The 17,665-nt window shown below is 71.0% G+C and carries 14 protein-coding genes and 1 tRNA gene; 9 read left to right on the top strand and 6 right to left on the bottom strand.

Annotated elements, in window-relative coordinates; translation table 11 throughout:
• Window positions 1-55 precede the first annotated feature (55 nt).
• Window positions 56-1,369 (bottom strand): ROK family transcriptional regulator, encoded by a 1,314-nt coding sequence (locus Aut01nite_RS12125; RefSeq protein ID WP_043533124.1) that lies wholly within the window; start codon window positions 1,367-1,369, stop codon window positions 56-58.
• Window positions 1,370-1,416: 47 nt separating this feature from the next.
• Between Aut01nite_RS12125 and Aut01nite_RS12120 the strand changes: the two genes are divergently transcribed.
• A complete protein-coding gene (locus Aut01nite_RS12120) occupies window positions 1,417-2,631 on the top strand; it encodes an MFS transporter (RefSeq protein ID WP_236643179.1) in 1,215 nt (404 codons plus the stop codon).
• Window positions 2,632-2,674: 43 nt separating this feature from the next.
• Here Aut01nite_RS12120 and hisC read toward each other — a convergent pair whose 3' ends face one another.
• Window positions 2,675-3,754 carry a histidinol-phosphate transaminase gene (gene hisC, locus Aut01nite_RS12115; RefSeq protein WP_043533125.1) on the bottom strand — a complete coding sequence of 360 codons (1,080 nt, stop codon included), beginning with the start codon at window positions 3,752-3,754 and terminating at the stop codon, window positions 2,675-2,677.
• Window positions 3,751-4,731 (bottom strand): RDD family protein, encoded by a 981-nt coding sequence (locus Aut01nite_RS12110; RefSeq protein WP_043533126.1) that lies wholly within the window; start codon window positions 4,729-4,731, stop codon window positions 3,751-3,753. The genes hisC and Aut01nite_RS12110 overlap by 4 nt, the downstream gene beginning before the upstream one ends.
• A 112-nt stretch (window positions 4,732-4,843) precedes the next feature.
• Between Aut01nite_RS12110 and Aut01nite_RS12105 the strand changes: the two genes are divergently transcribed.
• The 3 genes from Aut01nite_RS12105 (at window position 4,844) to Aut01nite_RS12095 (ending at window position 8,425) form a co-directional block, all read left to right on the top strand.
• Window positions 4,844-5,329: an Lrp/AsnC family transcriptional regulator gene (locus tag Aut01nite_RS12105; RefSeq protein ID WP_043533127.1), complete on the top strand. Its 486-nt coding sequence runs from the start codon at window positions 4,844-4,846 to the stop codon at window positions 5,327-5,329.
• 62 nt (window positions 5,330-5,391) lie between these two features.
• A complete protein-coding gene (locus Aut01nite_RS12100) occupies window positions 5,392-6,687 on the top strand; it encodes a PQQ-binding-like beta-propeller repeat protein (RefSeq protein ID WP_052164594.1) in 1,296 nt (431 codons plus the stop codon).
• Window positions 6,688-6,748: 61 nt separating this feature from the next.
• Window positions 6,749-8,425 (top strand): fumarate hydratase, encoded by a 1,677-nt coding sequence (locus tag Aut01nite_RS12095; RefSeq protein ID WP_043533128.1) that lies wholly within the window; start codon window positions 6,749-6,751, stop codon window positions 8,423-8,425.
• A 70-nt stretch (window positions 8,426-8,495) separates the two neighbouring features.
• On the opposite strand, the gene Aut01nite_RS12090 is transcribed toward Aut01nite_RS12095, so the two are convergent.
• Window positions 8,496-9,104 carry a hypothetical protein gene (locus Aut01nite_RS12090; protein WP_063958892.1) on the bottom strand — a complete coding sequence of 203 codons (609 nt, stop codon included), beginning with the start codon at window positions 9,102-9,104 and terminating at the stop codon, window positions 8,496-8,498.
• Window positions 9,105-9,439: 335 nt separating this feature from the next.
• On the opposite strand from Aut01nite_RS12090, the gene Aut01nite_RS12085 reads away from it, so the two are divergent.
• From Aut01nite_RS12085 to rlmB, 4 genes are all read left to right on the top strand, one after another.
• Window positions 9,440-10,837, top strand: coding sequence for a class II fumarate hydratase (locus tag Aut01nite_RS12085; protein WP_043533129.1), 1,398 nt, complete (start codon window positions 9,440-9,442; stop codon window positions 10,835-10,837).
• 108 nt (window positions 10,838-10,945) lie between these two features.
• Window positions 10,946-12,601: a S8 family serine peptidase gene (locus Aut01nite_RS12080; protein WP_043533130.1), complete on the top strand. Its 1,656-nt coding sequence runs from the start codon at window positions 10,946-10,948 to the stop codon at window positions 12,599-12,601.
• Between the two features lie 71 nt (window positions 12,602-12,672).
• On the top strand, window positions 12,673-14,088 hold the full coding sequence (gene cysS, locus Aut01nite_RS12075) for a cysteine--tRNA ligase (protein ID WP_043533131.1): 1,416 nt from the start codon (window positions 12,673-12,675) through the stop codon (window positions 14,086-14,088).
• Complete coding sequence (gene rlmB / locus Aut01nite_RS12070) at window positions 14,088-15,215, top strand: 23S rRNA (guanosine(2251)-2'-O)-methyltransferase RlmB (protein WP_043533132.1); 1,128 nt, start codon at window positions 14,088-14,090, stop codon at window positions 15,213-15,215. The genes cysS and rlmB overlap by 1 nt, the downstream gene beginning before the upstream one ends.
• A gap of 5 nt (window positions 15,216-15,220) precedes the next feature.
• On the opposite strand, the gene Aut01nite_RS12065 is transcribed toward rlmB, so the two are convergent.
• The gene (locus tag Aut01nite_RS12065; protein ID WP_084000097.1) at window positions 15,221-16,336 is read right to left on the bottom strand and encodes a PQQ-binding-like beta-propeller repeat protein; all 1,116 of its coding nucleotides are present in this window, start codon (window positions 16,334-16,336) and stop codon (window positions 15,221-15,223) included.
• A gap of 14 nt (window positions 16,337-16,350) precedes the next feature.
• Window positions 16,351-16,427: transfer RNA gene (locus tag Aut01nite_RS12060), tRNA-Thr, on the bottom strand.
• 138 nt (window positions 16,428-16,565) lie between these two features.
• Here Aut01nite_RS12060 and Aut01nite_RS12055 point away from each other — a divergent pair.
• Window positions 16,566-17,654 carry an ABC transporter ATP-binding protein gene (locus tag Aut01nite_RS12055; RefSeq protein WP_204037518.1) on the top strand — a complete coding sequence of 363 codons (1,089 nt, stop codon included), beginning with the start codon at window positions 16,566-16,568 and terminating at the stop codon, window positions 17,652-17,654.
• Window positions 17,655-17,665: the final 11 nt, after the last annotated feature.

Here is a 17,665-nt window from a genome sequence, read left to right as displayed (position 1 = left end):
ACGGTTGTCTCGCGGGCGTTGAGACAGCCGTGAGAACCAGCCGGGTCTGCTTCTCTCACGCCAGGAGGGGGAGCAGCGCGGACCAGGCCTCCTCGGCGGCGCCGGCGATCGGGCCCTCGTCGTCGGGCAGGGCGGCCGCCAGTACCGGGGGCGGGGCCGGCCGGTGGATCAGCATGAGGCCGTCCAGGTAAGCGGCGTGGATCGTCTCCGGGACCGCGGCCAGCAGGTCGGGTCCGATCCCGCCGAGCGTGACCAGGTCGGCGTCGAGGGCGTTGACCAGGCCCGCAATGCCCCGGCCGAGCGCGGCGCCGACCGCCCGGACGGCTTCGACGGCCGCGTCCGGGTCGGTGTCCGGCCCGGCCTCGCCCGAGCTGTAGGGACTGACCACCTCGCCGCGCGGCGGAGAGCCGGGTGCGGTGCTGGCGACCGACGTTCGGAGGCCGGCCCGTCCTTCGCCCGCTTCCCAGCTCGGGGTTACGTCGTGGGGTGCGGGTTCGGTGGGTGGGTGCCGGTGGGTGGGCTGGGAGGTACGGGCGCGGGTGGCGGTGGCGATCACGCGGCGGGCGTAGGTGACGGGGTCGCGGGGTGGGGGGTCGCCGAGGAGGCGGGCCATGGCGGTGCCGCTGACTGCCGTACCCCAGCAGCCGTGGGCGCCGCAGGCGCAGGCGATCGTGGGGTCGCCGAACGGCATGTGACCGAACTCGCCCGCGGCGTTGCGGGCGCCGATGACCGGGCGGCCGTTCTCGACGACGGCGCCGCCCAGGCCGTCTTCGATGCGCAGGTGCAGGGCGACGGTGGCGCCGGCCGCGGCGCCCCGGCGGTGCTCGGCGGTGGCGGCGAGGGTGGCGTCGTTGCCGGCCACGAGCAGGCCGGCTTCCGGCCACAGTCCGGTCAGGTCGATGTCGTGCCAGTCGGACTTGAACGCTTCCAGGCGCAGGCTGCGGGACACCGGTCCGGGGACGGAGATGCCGATGGCGCGCAGCCGGTCCCCGTACCGGGCGAGAAGGTCCTTGATCGCGGCCGCGACGGAATCGCGGACCTCGGCCCACCGCGCGTGGTGGTGCCGGTCGGACCGCGAGGCGAGGGTGGCTCCGCCCAGTTCGACCACGTCGAGACGCCAGGCCTCTTGGGTGATCGCCAGCGCGAGCACGAGTGGTCCGCCGGGGTGCGGCAGCAGGACGGTGGTGGGACGGCCGCGGGCACCGCTGGGCGCGGCGGGCGCCTGGGTGAGCAGGGCGGCCCGGCTGAGCTTGGTGACGAGCTCGGTGGCCGCGCCGGTGCCGATGCCGAGCAGCCGGGCGGCGTCGGCGCGGGTGACGCCGGGGTGCCGGTGCACCACCCGGAGCAGTTCGGTCGAGCGCGTCGTCACCAGGATTCCTCCTTCTTATGCTCTATCGCGGAGTTTATTGTGTGGGGGTGAAGCTCAACCGCCCGGCGCTCGTCGTCCTCGGCACCTCCACCTTCTGCTACGTCGCCGCCGAAACCCTGCCCGTCGGTCTCCTGCCGGAGATCGCCGCCGACCTCGACGTCACCGAGGCACAGGTCGGCCTGTTGCTGACCAGTTATGCCGTGGTCGCCGCCCTGAGCACCATCCCGCTCACCGCGCTGACCATGCGGGTGCCCCGGCACACGCTGATCGCCGTCACGGTAGCGGTGTTCGCCGTCTCGCAGGCGGCCGCCGCGATCGCGCCCACCTTCGCCATCCTGATGCTGTCCCGGCTCATCTGCGCCCTGGCGCACGGGGTGTTCTGGTCGGTGATCGCGCCGATCATCCTCCGGCTCGCGCCACCCGGTCAGGGCGGACGCGCCACCGCCATGGTCTTCGTCGGGAACTCGCTGGCCATCGTGCTGGGCGTGCCGGCCGGCACCGCGCTCGGCCAGTGGCTCGGCTGGCGGACCGCGGTCGGGTTCTTCGCCGTCGCCGGGGCGATCTGTGTGGCGCTGCTGCTGGCCGTGCTGCCAAAACTGCCGGCCCTGCCCCGGGACCTGGAGACCCGGACCGGGCAGCGGATGCGCAACGCGATCACGATTCTGCGTAACGGCTCGGTGGCCCGGCTCTGCCTGGTCACGATGGTGCTGGTGGTGGGGCACTTCGCGGCGTACACGTACATCGCGCCGCTGGTCCGCCGGGATGCCGGGCTCGACGGAGCGGCGCTGAGCGCGCTGCTGCTCGGGTACGGCGCGGTCGGCCTGGCCGCCAACTTCGTGGTGCGGCGTTTCGTGGACCACCGTCCCGGCCCGCTGGTGATCGGCCTGGCCGCGACCGTGGCCCTCGCCGTGGTGATGCTGGCGCCGGTGCTCGGCCCGATCCCGACGATCGTGTGCACCCTGCTCTGGGGCGGCGCCTTCACCGCGATCCCGGTGTTCCTGTCGACCGCCGCGCTGCGGGTCGCGCCGGCCGCCCGCGACGCCGCCTCGGCCGTTTACGTGGTGGCGTTCCAGATCGGCATCGGCGGCGGCGCCTTCCTGGGCGAACGCCTCGTCACCACCGGCCACCTCGGCACTCTCCCGCTGCTGGCCGGCGGCATGGCACTGGCCGCGACCGTGATCATCGCGCTGTCCCCGGCGGTCTTCCCACACCGGATCAGCGCCGAGGACCACGATCGGCTCGAGAAAGCGGCGGCCGCCTGACCGGCTCCGGTGGGGGCCGGCCGACGGCGTACCGGGAAAGGGTTCAGGCCAGAGCCGCCTCGGCGGCCTGAAGGAAGAGGTCGTTCTCCTCGGGGGTGCCGATGGTGACGCGGGCGCCCTCGGGGTGGAAGGCGCGGACGATCACGCCCCGGTTCTCGCAGGCGGAGGCGAACGCGGCGGTCTTCTCGCCGAGCGGCAGCCAGACGAAGTTGGCCTGGCTGTCCGGCACGTCGACGGCGAGCTTGCGCAGCGCCTCGGTGACCCGGTCCCGCTCGGCGACCACCAGGGCGCAGCGGCGGCGGACCTCCTCCTCGGCGTCGAGGGCGGCGAGCGCCGCCGCCTGCGCGACCAGGCTGGTGGAGAACGGGGTGACGACCTTGCGGACGGCGGCGGCGACCTCGGGCTGGGCGACCAGGTAACCCATCCGCAGCCCGGCCAGGCCCCACGCCTTGCTCATGGTGCGCAGCACCACGACGTTGGGCCGGTCGCCGTAGACGGCCAGACCGTCCGGGACGGTCTCGTCGGTGACGAACTCCCGGTACGCCTCGTCGAGCACCACCAGCACATCCGACGGCACCTCGGCGAGGAACCGGTCCAGCTCGGCCTTGCGCAGGAACGTGCCGGTCGGGTTGTTCGGGTTGCAGACGAAGACCAGCCGGGTCCGGTCGGTGATCGCCTCGGCGATGGCGGTCAGGTCGTGCCCGTGCGCCGCGGTGTTCGGCACCCGGACGCTGGTGGCGCCGGCTCCGGCGGCGATGATCGGGTACGCCTCGAAGGACCGCCACGAGTAGACCACCTCGTCGCCGGGCAGGCAGGTGGCCTTGACCAGGATCTCGGCGAGCGCCACCGACCCGCAGCCGGTCACCACCCGGGCCGGGTCCACGCCGAGCCAGGCGCCGATCCGGTCGCGCAGCTCGGTCACGCCCATGTCGGGGTACCGGTGGACGGCCCGGACCGCCTCGGTGACCGCCTCGACCACGCCGGGGAGCGGACCGTACGGCACCTCGTTGCTGGCCAGCTTGACCGCCTCGGCGATGCCCAGTTCGCGGACGAGGTCGGCGACACTGCGGCCGGGTACGTAGTTGGGCAGCGCGTCCAGGTCGGCGCGGGTCAGCCGGGTCATTGCGGTCCTCCGGGGTTGTCGCCGCGGGTGGCGGTCTCGACGGTCGGTTTCGTGCCGGGCGGCACGGCGACCACGACGGTGCCGGCCGCCTTGTCGTGCCAGGCCTGTCGCAGGCGGGAGTCGAACAGGGGCGACAACGAGTACAGGAACTGGACGATCAGGCCCACGCAGCACCACCAGAAGAGGGTCCACATGCCGAGCCGGGCCCAGCGGGTGAACGCCCGGGCGAAGCCGAGCTCGCCGGTCCGTTCCATCGCGACGACCTTGATACCCATGATCCGTTTGCCGAGGGTCTGTCCGCTGCCGGCGATCGACGGCGCCTCGTAGACCAGCCAGAGCAGCGTGGCGATCATGACGATCGCGACCGACAGCGTCGACATCCGCGGGGTGCCCTGCTGCATGACCGGCTGGGTGCTGCCGGCCATGGCCTGCTCCCAGGCCGCGGTGAAGATCGGCCAGAAGTCCTGCAGATACAGGTACACGAAGTAGCCGTTGACGACCACGTTGAGCAGCAGCACGGCGGCGATGTCGATGAGCCGGGCGGTGAGCCGGCGGCCCAGCCCGGCCAGCGCCATGCCGTGCGGCCGGGCCTCGGGCATCGGCATCGGGTACGGATAGGGGTGGGCGTGCATGGGCTGCGCGCCGGGCGCCGGCTGCCAGCCGGGGGGCGGCTGCAGGCCGGACGGTGGTTGCCACCCGGGGGGCGGTTGCATGCCGGGCGGGGGTTGCCAGCCGGGCGGCGGCGGGGGCTGCGGGGCCCAGCCCGGCGGCGGGCCGGCCGGGACGGGAGCGGGCTGAGGCGCCGGAACGGGGGGAGCGGCCTCGGCGGCGGGGGGTTCGGGCTCGGCCGGGGGAGGGCCGTCCGGTGGCACGGCGTCCGCCGGGATGGCCTTGCCCACCCAGCCCTCACCGTCCCAGTAACGCTGGGTACTGGTGTCGGCCGGGTCCTTGTACCAACCCGCGGAAACGGAACTCATGTGCAAACCTTTACCACGACAGCCTGACACTTCCCTGATCACAGTGTCACAGGTGGCAACAGTCGTGTCATCGGCCGGGCACCCTGCGCAATCAGTGTGATACAGAAGGCCCATGGGTGAGCAGACTGTCCAGCTGGATCCGCTCGACGCGCGGTTGATCTCGATGCTCGCGGCCGAGCCGCGGATCGGTGTGCTGGAGCTCTCCCGGCGGCTGGCGGTGGCGCGCGGCACGGTCCAGGCGCGGCTGGACAAGCTGATCGCGCGGGGCGCGATCAAGGGTTTCGGGCCCGAGGTTCAGCCTGCCGCGATCGGTTTCGGGGTCACCAGCTTCGTGACTTTGGAGATCATTCAACGGTACGGCCACGACGCCGTCGCCGGGCACCTCGCGGAGATTCCCGAGGTCCTGGAGGCGCACACGATCACCGGCGGCGGGGACATCATGTGCCGGATCGTGGCCCGGTCCAACGCCGACCTGCAGCGGGTGATCGATCAGATCGTGGGCTACGAGGGGATCGGCCGGGCGCACACCATCATCGCGCTGGCGGAGCTCATCCCGTACCGCACGGTGCCCCTGGTCCGCTCGGCAAGTCGCCCATAAACCCCCGACACGGACTTTCCGCCCTGGGCGCTTCCGTTATCGAAGGTCATTACCCTGCCCGCATGGCCTCCGGAGGCGGTTCCTGGAAAGGATTCACGCTGGTCGCCGCCACCGCGGTCGTGATCACCGTGCTGGCCACGACCAACGTGTGGAACCCGTTTCCCCAGCTCTGGTCATGGATCAACGCGAGCGGGCCGATCGCGCCGAACACCCGGTGGCAGCAGTCCCTCGGCGGGTCGCCGCAGAGTGTCGCCATCGCCGGGGACGCGGTGATCGTCGAATACCGGACCTCGGTCGAGGCGTACGGCCTGACCGCCGCCGTGAAACTGTGGTCGTCGGACGCCGACTGGGCCGCCGTCGCCGGCAAGGGCGCCAACGCCGTCGTGGTCACCGGCCGCCTGCTGACCAAGGGCTATCAGGTCCTCGACCCGGCCACCGGCGCGGTCCGGCGGGCCGACACCGGCGCCTCGGCGGTCTGGACGTACCAGGACGCGATCGTCGACCTGTCCTGCTCGGGCGGGGACGAGTGCCGGCTCACCGCCTGGGACCCGCGCTCCGGCAAGCAGCTGTGGACCGTCAGCGCCGGCAGTCTCGGATTCGTCCTGGACGCGGCCAACCCCGACCTCCCGGACACCCGCCGGCTCATCTCCGGGGACGTGGACGACGACGTGGCCGGGCCGCCGGCGCTGCCCGGACTGCTCGGGCTCCCGCACGACGGCGAGATCCGGGTGATCGACACGGCCGGCGGGCGGCTGGTGCAGACCATCCGGCCGGCCCGGGACCAGCGGGTCGCGGTGGTCGGCGGGCGGGTCCTCACGGTCACCGGCACGGCCGAGGACGGCACCTGCTACTACGGCGTGACCGGTGGCGACCCGGTGGGCGGCCGGGTGGTGTGGCGGCGCGACGGGCTCAACCTGCGGACCGCCGACAACGGGTCCAACTGCGAGCAGGAACACGACCCGGCCGGTGGCTACAACGTGGTGCTCGGCGTCGACCCGTACGGGCGGGAGGTGCTGATCAACGGGTACGACGGGCGCAACCTCTGGTACGGCGACAAGGAGTCGTCGGTGCTGACGGTCGACGACACGTACGCCGTGATCCGTAAGGGTGATTCGGTCCGGGGGTACTCGTTCACCAAGGACAAGGTGGTGTGGCGGCAGGACGGCCGGGCGGAGGCGGGGGCGGCGCTCACCCCGTACGCCGCGATCGTGGCCTCGAAGGGCCGGGTGACCGCGCTCGCGCCCGGGTCCGGGGCGGTCCGTGCCGATGTGCGTACCGAAGCGAAGGTCTTCGCCGTGGGCCCGGACGGCATGATCCTCGTCGTCGGCCGTGAGATGGCCTACGTGCCGTTCGCCTGAAAGGCGCGGCACCGGGGAGGGGTTCGCATCCCGCCGCTCGGCTGGCCTAGGCTTTCCGCTCATGAGCTCCAGCGCCGATTTCAGGTACTCGCCGCTCCTCCCGACCGGCGAGGACCAGACCGAGTACCGGCTGGTCACGGACGAGGGTGTGGATGTCGTCGAGGGCCCGGGCGGGCGGCGGTTCCTGACCGTCGAGCCGGCCGCGCTCACCCAGCTCACGGCTGAGGCGATGCACGACATCGCGCACTACCTGCGGCCCGCCCACCTGGCTCAGCTGCGCTCGATCATCGACGACCCGAAGGCGTCGCCGAACGACCGGTTCGTCGCGCTGGACCTGCTGCGCAACGCGAACATCGCGGCCGGCGGGGTGCTGCCGATGTGCCAGGACACCGGCACCGCGATCGTGATGGGCAAGCGCGGGCGGCACGTGCTGACCGACGGCGCCGACGAGGCGGCCATCGCGCTCGGCGTCTACCAGGCGTACACCCGGCTCAACCTGCGGTATTCGCAGCTCGCCCCGATCACCATGTGGGATGAGAAGAACACCGGCACCAACCTGCCGGCGCAGATCGAGCTCTACGCCGAGGACCCGGGTGGTCACCCGGACGCGTACAAGTTCCTCTTCATGGCCAAGGGCGGCGGCTCGGCCAACAAGTCGTACCTCTACCAGGAGACGAAGGCGCTGCTGAACCCGCAGCGGATGATGCAGTTCCTGGACGAGAAGCTGCGCCTGATCGGCACGTCCGCCTGTCCGCCGTACCACCTGGCCGTGGTGATCGGCGGCACCAGCGCCGAGCACGCGCTGAAGACCGCGAAGCTGGCCTCCGCGAAGTACCTGGACAACCTGCCCACCTCGGGCAGCATGCTGGCGCACGGCTTCCGCGACCTGGAGCTGGAGGCCGCGGTGCTGGAGCTGACCCGGGACTTCGGCATCGGCGCCCAGTTCGGCGGGCGGTACTTCTGCCACGACGTGCGGGTGGTCCGCCTGCCCCGGCACGGCGCGTCCTGCCCGGTCGCGATCGCGGTCTCCTGCTCGGCGGACCGCCAGGCGGTCGCCAAGATCACCCCATCCGGCGTGTGGCTGGAGCGGCTGGAGACCGACCCGGCCCGCTACCTGCCCGACGTGACCGACGAGCACCTGGAGTCCGAGCAGGTGGTCCGGGTCGACCTGAACCGGCCGATGGCCGAGATCCGCGCGGAGCTGTCGAAGTACCCGGTGAAGACCCGGCTGTCGCTGACCGGGCCGCTGGTGGTGGCCCGGGACATCGCGCACGCCAAGATCGCGGAGCGGATCGACGCCGGCCAGCCGATGCCGCAGTACATGCGCGACCACGCGGTCTACTACGCCGGCCCGGCCAAGACCCCGGAGGGGTACGCGTCCGGCTCGTTCGGCCCGACCACGGCCGGCCGGATGGACTCGTACGTGGAGAAGTTCCAGGCGGCCGGCGGCTCGATGGTGATGCTCGCCAAGGGCAACCGGTCGAAGCAGGTCACCGACGCCTGCCAGACCTACGGCGGCTTCTACCTGGGCTCGATCGGCGGCCCGGCGGCCCGGCTCGCCCAGGACTGCATCCGTCACGTCGAGGTGCTCGAGTTCCCCGAGCTCGGCATGGAGGCGGTCTGGAAGATCGAGGTCGAGGACTTCCCGGCCTTCATCGTGGTCGACGACAAGGGCAACGACTTCTTCGCCGAGGTGATCAAGCCCAAGAGCGTCTTCCAGATCGCCGCCAAGCCGTGAGTCCCGGCCTCGTCATGAGGCCGGGACCGGTTTCGGCCTTTCTATGAGGCCGGGACCGGTTTCGGCCTTTCTATGAGGCCAGGCTGGCGGACGGGGCGACGCTGACGGAGCCGGACGGGGCCGGTGTGGTCGCGTCCGGCAGGGCCGGCACCGTGCCGCAGTAGCCCGACACCGGGGCGAGCCACGCGTTGATCTGCTCCTTCAGCGGGGTGTTCAGATCCTTGGTGGTCTTGACCGACTCGAGGTAGTCGCGGTTCTTCGCGCTCGCCTCGATCTTCGCCGCGGTGGCCACGGCGGCCTGCTTGAGCTGCGGGTCCTTCGCCGCCGCGGCTTCCTTGCGGATCTTGGTGGCGACGGTCTTGAGCGCTGTCGCGGCGGCGGTCTCGGCCTTCTCCGCGTCGGCGGTCTGCTTCGCCTCCTTGTTGGCGATCATCTTGCCCAGGGCGGCCCCGAAGTCGCCGAAGCTGATCGTGGTGTCGAGGCGCTTGCAGACTTTGTTGTTGTCCGCCGTGTAGTCGAACGACGGGGAGACCGAGGCCGACGGGACGACCGACTCGGTCGGGGCGGAGGCGGCGGTGGTGGCCGGACCGGCGAACTGGGCCGGTTTCGGGTCGTCTCCGCAGGCGCCGGCGGTCAGCAGCGTGCCGCCCGCGAACACGGCCAGAATCACGCGTCGCATCACAGGATCCTCTTCGTCGGGGGGTCGTCTCGTGCGGGGGGTCGTTCGAACCCCGACGACGGTACGTAACGAATCCAGTCCCGTCCAACTTCGTGTGAGCCCGGGAAATACGAACAGCCCGCTCGCGGGTGAGAGCGAGCGGGCTGTACCTCCCCCGTTGAGAGCCTGGCCGCCCCGCCGACCGGCTGGGGGCGCTCTTTGGAAGCATTGGTGACGAGGCGGCGATGGCGCAGACATTGCCGTAGGTCGCTATCGATTCTCTGTCGTTCCGCTCTTGCCGGCCCGGCCGCGCCGGTCCGGCTGCGTCCGCGCGGGGGTCGAGAGAGGATGGTCGGGTGACGACTGACGAGAACGGCTTCCGGATCGAACGCGACACCATGGGCGAGGTACGAGTGCCGGCCGCGGCGCTCTGGCGGGCCCAGACACAGCGAGCGGTGGAGAACTTCCCGATCTCCGGCCGCGGCCTGGAGCCGACCCACATCCGGGCGCTGGCCCGGATCAAGGGTGCGGCGGCCAGGGTCAACGCGAACCTCGGCGTCCTGGAGAAGGACCTGGCCGAGTCGATCGCGACCGCCGCCGCGCACGTGGCCGACGGCGGCTATGACGACCAGTTCCCGGTCGACGTGTTCCAGACCGGCTCCGGCACCTCGTCGAACATGAACGCCAACGAGGTCATCGCCACCCTGGCCGGTCGCGACCTGGGCCGCCCGGTGCACCCGAACGATCACGTCAACGCCTCGCAGTCGTCGAACGACGTCTTCCCGTCCTCGATCCATCTGGCCGCCACCGAGGCGGTCACCCACGACCTGATCCCGGCCCTGGCGCATCTCGCGTCGGTGCTGAGCGCCAAGTCCGCCGACTTCGCCGAGATCGTCAAGAGCGGGCGGACCCATTTGATGGACGCCACGCCGGTCACCCTGGGTCAGGAGTTCTCCGGGTACGCCCGTCAGGTCACCACCGGCGTCGAGCGCCTCCAGGCCACCCTGCCCCGGCTCGGTGAGCTGCCCCTCGGCGGTACCGCGGTCGGCACCGGGGTGAACACGCCGCCCGGTTTCGCCCCGGCGGTGATCCGGCTGCTGGCCGAGGAGACCGGGCTGCCGCTGACCGAGGCCCGCGACCACTTCGAGGCGCAGGGTGCCCGGGACGCCCTGGTCGAGGTGTCCGGCCAGCTCCGGGTGGTGGCCGCCGGGCTCTACAAGATCGCCAACGACATCCGCTGGATGGGTTCCGGGCCCCGGGCCGGCCTGCGCGAGCTGCGCCTGCCCGATCTCCAGCCGGGCTCGTCGATCATGCCGGGCAAGGTGAACCCGGTGGTGCCCGAGGCGGTCCGCCAGGTCGCCGCCCAGGTCATCGGCAACGACGCGACAGTGGCGTTCGCCGGCACCCAGGGTGACTTCGAGCTCAACGTGATGCTGCCGGTGATGGCCCGCAACGTGCTGGAGTCGATCCGGCTGCTGGCCGCGGTGTCCCGGCTGTTCGCCGACCGGTGCGTGGCCGGACTGGAGGCGGACGAGGAGATCACCCGGGGGTACGCGGAGGGCTCGCCGTCGATCGTCACCCCGCTCAACCGCTACCTGGGGTACGACGAGGCCGCCGCGATCGCGAAGCAGGCCCTCGCCTCCGGCCGCTCGATCCGCGAGGTGGTGATCGATCGCGGTCACGTCGCCTCCGGCAAACTCACCGAGGAGCAGCTGGACACCGCGCTCGATGTGCTCCGTATGACACGGCCATAGACTGTTTCGGATGATTACCCCGGGATGTAAATAGACCGTCATTGACCTTGTCTTGGGCGAAGATTCTCGATGGGATGCCTCCTAGTCACTTCGGGAGGAGCGCATTCCATGAGAAGACGCCTCATCGCCGGGGCTGTCGCCACCGCGACGGGTCTGGCTTTCTTGGCCGCGCCACCCGGTTCCGCCGTTGCGGAGCCAGGTAGCGCGGCCGACTACACGGTCGTGGCCGAGGAGGGGGTCTCCGCGGCGGAGGCGGCGGCCGCCATCAAGGCCGCCGGCGGCACGATCGTCAGCGGCAACGACGCGGTCGGCGTCTACCGGGTCAGTTCGTCCGACGCCCGCTTCCAGGCGAAGGCCACGGCCTCCGCCGATCTGATCGGCGCGAGCGAGCGCAAGGCCGTCGGTCACGCGCCCAAGGGCATCGAGAAGCTGGACCTCACCGGGCCGCGTGGCGGCTCGGGCGGCAAGGGCGGCCCGGCGAAGCTGGACCCGCTCGACGCCAAGCTCTGGGGCCTCGCGATGATCCGTGCCGACAAGGCGCGCAAGATCGAGTCCGGTGACCGCGGTGTCACCGTCGGCATCCTGGACACCGGCCTGGACGCCTCGAACCCGGACCTCGCGCCGCACTTCAGCGCGCGGCTGTCCCGCAACTTCGCGCCGGACATGACCGACGTCGACGGCCCGTGCGAGGTGGCCGGCTGCCTCGACCCGGTCGGTACCGACGACAACGGGCACGGCACCCACGTCGCCGGCACGATCGGCGCCGCGGTCAACGGCGTCGGTGTCTCCGGTGTCGCGCCGGACGTCACGCTGGTCGAGCTCAAGGGTGGCCAGGACTCCGGCTACTTCTTCCTGGACCCGGTGGTCAACGCCCTGACCCACGCGGCCGACGCCGGACTGGACGTCGTCAACATGTCCTTCTACGTCGACCCGTGGCTCTACAACTGCACGGCCAACCCGGCCGACAGCGCCGAGGACCAGGCCGAACAGCGGGCCATCATCGCCGGTCTGAAGCGGGCCCTGGTGTACGCGCACCGTAAGGGCGTCACGCTGGTCGGCGCGCTCGGCAACAACCACGAGGACCTGGGCAAGCCGCGGACCGACATCTCCAGCCCGGACTACGGCGCCGATCCGTACCCGCGGCCGATCGACAACAAGACCTGCTGGGACCTGCCCGCCGAGGGCCCGCACGTCATCGGCGTCTCGTCGATCGGGCCGTCGAAGCGCAAGTCCGACTTCTCCAACTACGGCCTGGAGCAGATCTCGGTCGCCGCGCCGGGTGGCTTCGCCCGGGACTACTTCGGCACGCCGGACTACAACAGCCCGGCCAACCGGATCCTGTCCACCTATCCGCTGAAGGTGCTGCAGGAGCAGAACCTGGTGGACGCGGCCGGCAACATCCTCCCGGCCGGCGAGGGCACCGTGTTCAAGGACTGCACCGCGGCCGGCAAGTGCGGCTACTACACGTACCTGCAGGGCACCTCGATGGCGGCCCCGCACGCGTCCGGTGTCGCCGCGCTGATCGTCAGCCGGTACGGCTACCCCGACTTCCGCCGGGGCGGCACGACCCTGTCCCCGGACGTGGTCGAGAGGCAGCTCTACCGGACCGCGGCCGAGCAGGCCTGCCCGGAGCCGCGTCTGGTGAGCTACGCCAACGAGGGCCGTCCGGCGGAGTTCGACGCGCTCTGTGAGGGTTCGAAGCAGTTCAACGGCTTCTACGGGTACGGCATCGTCGACGCCTACGCGGCGGTCGGCGGCCGCTGATCCCCGGCCGCCCCGCCCGTGTCCCACGGGCGGGGCGGCCATCCCGTCACCGCAGTCGGTACCCTTGTACGGTGACTCTGCGCTTGTACGACACCGCGACCCGATCGGTCCGGGACTTCGTCCCGATGACGCCCGGTCTGGTGGGGATCTACCTGTGTGGTGTCACCGTGCAGTCTTCCCCTCATATCGGTCACCTCCGCTCCGCCGTGAACTATGACGTGCTGCGCCGCTGGCTGCTGCACACCGGGCTGGAGGTGACGTTCGTCCGCAACGTCACGGACGTGGACGACAAGATCCTGGCGAAATCGCTGGACCAGAAGAAGCCGTGGTGGGCGATCGCCTACGAGAACCGGCTCCTGCTGGACCGGGACTACGCCGCGCTCAACGTGCTGCCGCCCACCTACGAGCCGCTGGCGACCGGGCACATCACCGAGATGCACGAGCTGATCCAGGACCTGATCGAACGTGGACACGCCTACCCGGGCGGCGGCGACTGCGCCGATGTGTACTTCGACGTCCGCTCCTACTCCGGCTACGGCGCGCTCTCCGGTCAGAAACCGGATGACATGCGCGACCCGGGCGACGCCCCGGTCCGGGACAAGCGCGACCACCGTGACTTCGCGCTGTGGAAAGGCGTGAAGGCGGACGAGCCGCAGGACGCCTACTGGCCGTCGCCGTGGGGCCGGGGCCGGCCCGGCTGGCACATCGAGTGCTCCGCGATGGCCCGGCGCTACCTGGGCGACGAGTTCGACATCCACGGCGGCGGGCTCGACCTCACCTTCCCGCACCACGAGAACGAGGTGGCCCAGTCGAAAGCGGCCGGTCTCGGCTTCGCCCGGTTCTGGGTGCACCACGCCCTGCTCAACCTGGGCGACTCCAAGATGAGCAAGTCGCTGGGCAACGTGATCGACCTGAACTCGCTGGTCGAGTCCGGGATCCGGCCGGTGGAGCTGCGCTATTACCTGGGCAGCCCGCACTACCGCTCCCGGATCGACTACTCCGACGAGGCGCTGCGCGAGGCCGCCGTGGCGTACCGGCGGATCGAGGGCTTCGTGCAGCGGGCCGCCGAGGTGGTCGGCCCCGGCCGGCCCAAGCAGGTGCCGCCGGCCTTCGCCGACGCGATGAACGACGACCTGAACACCTCGGCCGCGCTGGCGATCGTGCACGACACCGTGCGGGAGGGCAACACCGCCCTGGCCGCCGGCGACGAGCCGGCCATCCGGGGCGCGCTGACGGCGGTCCGGGCCATGCTCGGAGTGCTCGGCGTCGACCCGTTCGACGCGAAATGGGACGCCGGCGAGGGCGGCAACGACCTGAAGCCGGTCGTCGACTCGCTTGTCGCGCTGGCACTGGAACAGCGGGCGCAAGCCCGCGCACGTAAGGACTGGGCGGCCGCCGACTCGGTGCGCGACCAGCTCAAGAACGCGGGTATTCAGGTGGAGGACACTCCGGCCGGGCCGCGATGGACGGTAGGAGAACAGCACTGATGCCGGGCAATTCATTCAACGTGAGCAAGCGTTCGACCTCCAAGAAGGGCGCCCCGGCCGGTTCCGGCGGCAAGAACAAGGCCGGACTCAAGGGGCGTGGCAAGACCCTGCCGGCCGACGAACGCCCGTGGCACAAGGGTTACTCGGGCACCGAGAAACTGCCCGAGAAGACCGCGCGGAAGCAGGACAAGGAGCGCCGCGCCGCGGCCGCCGAGGGCCGCGCGCCCAAGGTCGGCCAGCCCGGCACCAAGGACACCACCTGGGGCCGGGGCGGTGGCCGGGCTCCCGGGATGACCCGCACCCAGGGCGCCACCCGCGGCGTCCGTGGTGGCGGCCCGCGCGGTCCCCGGATCGCACCGGGGCGCCGGTCCAACCCCACCAAGGAAGGTCCCGAGCTGCTGCTCGGCCGTAACCCGGTGGTCGAGGCGCTGCGCGCGCTGGTGCCCGCCACGGCGCTCTACATAGCGCAGGGCATCGACATCGACGAGCGGATCACCGAGATCGTCCGGACCTCGGGCGACCGGGGTATCCCGATCCTGGAGATCAGCCGCAACGAGCTCGACCGGATGACCGGCGGGGTCCTGCACCAGGGTGTGGGTCTTCAGGTCCCGCCGTTCGCGTACGAGGACTTCGACGACCTTCTCAGCGCCGCGCTGGAGCAGACCGCTCCGCTGCTGGTCGCGCTCGACGGCATCACCGACCCGCGCAACGTGGGCGCGGTGATCCGGTCGGTGGCCGCCTTCGGCGGGCACGGCGTCTTCATGACCGAGCGCCGGGCCGCCGGCATCACCGCGACCGCATGGCGGACCAGCGCCGGCGCGGCCGCCCGGGTGCCGGTCTCCCAGGTGGTCAACCTGACCCGGGCGATCAAGCAGGCGCAGAAGGCCGGTTTCACCGCGATCGGCCTGGACGCCGACGGCGAGACCGACCTCTACCAGTTGGAAGCCGCGATCGGGCCGCTGATCGTGGTGGTCGGCTCGGAGGGCCGCGGCCTGTCCCGGCTCGTCGGTGAGACCTGTGATCTGCGGGTCGGCATCCCGATGGCGTCCGACGTCGAGTCGCTGAACGCCAGCGTGGCGGCCGCGGTCACCCTCGCCGAGGTGAGCCGCCGCCGCCTGCACGGCTGACCCTTTCAGTAATACGCCCGCAGACGGTTGCCGTCGGTCAGGAACAACCGGCCGTCGGCGACCGTGGGCGGATAGTTCTCGCTGCTCGGCATCCCGCCCTGGACCGCCCTGCCGGTCGCGGCGTCGACGATCGACAGCGGATGGTCGAGACCGGACGGGCTGTACAACAGCCCGCCGGCCCGGACCGGCTGGCCGGCCGTCTCCGACAGATGCACCGACCAGAGCCGCTTGCCGGTCCTCGCGTCCAGGCAGACGACGGTGCGCTGCCGCGGGTAATAGACGCGTTCGCCGTCGGCGGTGACCGTCGGCGACGGCCAGGGCGACACCCAGGCGATGTTGCCGTTCGCCGAGTCGATGGCGGTCAGGCCGCCGTGGCGCCCGCCGACGTAGAACCGTGAGCCGGACGGGTTGCTGCCCACCGCGTACCAGTCCGCCCGGGTGCTCCAGAGCGTGCCGCCGGTCTTGATGTCGACCGCCCGGGAGCCCTCCCCCTCGGTCCTTAGCAGCAGCCGGCCCTGTGCCGAGAGCAACCCGTCGCCGCGGGTTCCGAACAGCTTCCACATCCGGGCGCCGGTGGTCAGCCGGTGCGCGACGGTGGACGCCTCGAAGTCGGGACGGCCGTCCACCACGACCACACCCCGGTCCACGATCATGTCCTGGGACGGCACGCTCAGCGGCACCTCCCAGATCCGGGCGCCGGTGGTGGCGTTGAACGCGGTCAGGAAGCTGTGCTGACCGTCGCAGGCGTAGGTGAGGATCACCAGGACGCCGTCGGCCAGCGCCATCCGGGTGACGCCGCGGCGGTCCAGTGCGGCATGCCAGCGCCGGTCGCCGGTCGCCGGGTCGTACGCGCCGACGCCCCCGGGATCACTGGTGTAGACGAAGCCGTACCCGACCAACGGCTCCCGGCCGACCTCGCACTCCGGAGCGCCGTGCGTCGTGATCTCCCATCGGCGGCTGATCCTGCCGACCGTTCCGGCGGTCAGCCGGGTCTCGTCCGGGTTGTAGAAGGTCAGGCCGGGCCCGTACCCGGTCTGGGTCCACTGCGAAGCCGGGACCGGGGCGGGCGGGATCGGCAGACCGAGCAGCGCCGTCAACGCGATTATCAGGAAGGAATTCACGCAAGATCAACGAGTGGAGCCCCCGGTCGGGATCGAACCGACGACCTCCCGTTTACAAGACGGGTGCTCTGGCCAGCTGAGCTACAGGGGCGAACGGCCCCCAGCATAACGTCCCGTTATCCGATCGCCATCTTGGCAGGGCGACAGAAAACAAATACGGTGGCGACGCAGTTCCTTCTACTCGGATCGTCCGGCACGTTCCTGCCGGTGGAAAGGAAGTCGTTTCACCATGGCTACCGTCACTTATGACAAGGCATCCCGGATCTACCCGGGCTCCGAGCGCCCCGCGGTCAACGAGCTCCAGCTCGAGATCGGCGACGGAGAGTTCCTGGTCCTGGTCGGCCCCTCCGGTTGTGGCAAGTCCACCAGCCTGCGCATGCTCGCCGGCCTGGAGGACGTGGACCGCGGCCGCATCCTCATCAACGACAAGGACGTCACGCACCTCCCGCCGAAGTCCCGTTACATCGCGATGGTGTTCCAGAACTACGCTCTCTACCCGCACATGACGGTGTACGAGAACATGGCGTTCGCCCTGAAGCTGCGCAAGACCCCGAAGGCGGAGATCGACCGCGCCGTCAAGGAGGCCGCCGGTCTTCTCCAGCTGGAGGAATACCTCAGCCGCAAGCCGAAGGCGCTCTCCGGTGGTCAGCGTCAGCGTGTCGCCATGGGCCGCGCCATCGTGCGTCAGCCGCAGGTGTTCCTCATGGACGAGCCGCTGTCGAACCTCGACGCCAAGCTCCGCGTCCAGACCCGTTCGCAGATCGCCTCGCTGCAGGCCAAGCTGGGCGTCACCACCGTCTACGTCACCCACGACCAGGTCGAGGCCATGACCATGGGTCACCGGGTGGCGGTCATGCTGGACGGCGTGCTCCAGCAGGTGGACACCCCGCGGGCGCTGTACGACACCCCCGGCAACGTCTTCGTCGCCGGCTTCATGGGCTCCCCGGCCATGAACATCAAGACCGTTCCGCTGAACGAGGCGGGCGCCCACTTCGGCGCGCTGAACCTGCCGCTCACCCGTGAGCAGGTCGCCGCGGCGAGCGAGGGTGGCAACGGCAAGGTCACCATCGGTTTCCGTCCGGAGGCCGCCGAGGTCGTCACCGAGTCCGCCGGCGCGCTGCCGATCGTCGTCGACCTGGTCGAGGACCTCGGATCGGACGCCAACGTCTACGGCCACGCCGAGGTCGACGGCGGCCAGGAGCGGTTCGTGGTCCGGACCGAGCGTCGTTACATGCCGCAGATGGGCGAGACGGTCTACATCAAGCCGCAGACCAGCGCGCTGCACGTCTTCAACGCCGGCAGCGGCATCCGTATCTGAAGCTGAACCGA

Source organism: Actinoplanes utahensis, from assembly GCF_016862455.1.
Lineage (GTDB): Bacteria > Actinomycetota > Actinomycetes > Mycobacteriales > Micromonosporaceae > Actinoplanes > Actinoplanes utahensis.
The sequence above is the reverse complement of the archived record's forward strand: the minus strand, read 5'-3'. Positions and strand labels throughout refer to the sequence as shown.

What these genes read in the sequence shown, in the direction of transcription:
- Aut01nite_RS12090 (WP_063958892.1), bottom strand. Translation starts at nt 9,104, where the DNA reads ATGCGACGCGTGATTCTGGCCGTGTTCGCGGGCGGCACGCTGCTGACC.
- rlmB (WP_043533132.1), top strand. Translation starts at nt 14,088, where the DNA reads ATGCCGGGCAATTCATTCAACGTGAGCAAGCGTTCGACCTCCAAGAAG.
- Aut01nite_RS12100 (WP_052164594.1), top strand. Translation starts at nt 5,392, where the DNA reads ATGGCCTCCGGAGGCGGTTCCTGGAAAGGATTCACGCTGGTCGCCGCC.
- Aut01nite_RS12095 (WP_043533128.1), top strand. Translation starts at nt 6,749, where the DNA reads ATGAGCTCCAGCGCCGATTTCAGGTACTCGCCGCTCCTCCCGACCGGC.
- Aut01nite_RS12105 (WP_043533127.1), top strand. Translation starts at nt 4,844, where the DNA reads ATGGGTGAGCAGACTGTCCAGCTGGATCCGCTCGACGCGCGGTTGATC.
- Aut01nite_RS12110 (WP_043533126.1), bottom strand. Translation starts at nt 4,731, where the DNA reads ATGAGTTCCGTTTCCGCGGGTTGGTACAAGGACCCGGCCGACACCAGT.
- Aut01nite_RS12080 (WP_043533130.1), top strand. Translation starts at nt 10,946, where the DNA reads ATGAGAAGACGCCTCATCGCCGGGGCTGTCGCCACCGCGACGGGTCTG.
- hisC (WP_043533125.1), bottom strand. Translation starts at nt 3,754, where the DNA reads ATGACCCGGCTGACCCGCGCCGACCTGGACGCGCTGCCCAACTACGTA.
- Aut01nite_RS12055 (WP_204037518.1), top strand. Translation starts at nt 16,566, where the DNA reads ATGGCTACCGTCACTTATGACAAGGCATCCCGGATCTACCCGGGCTCC.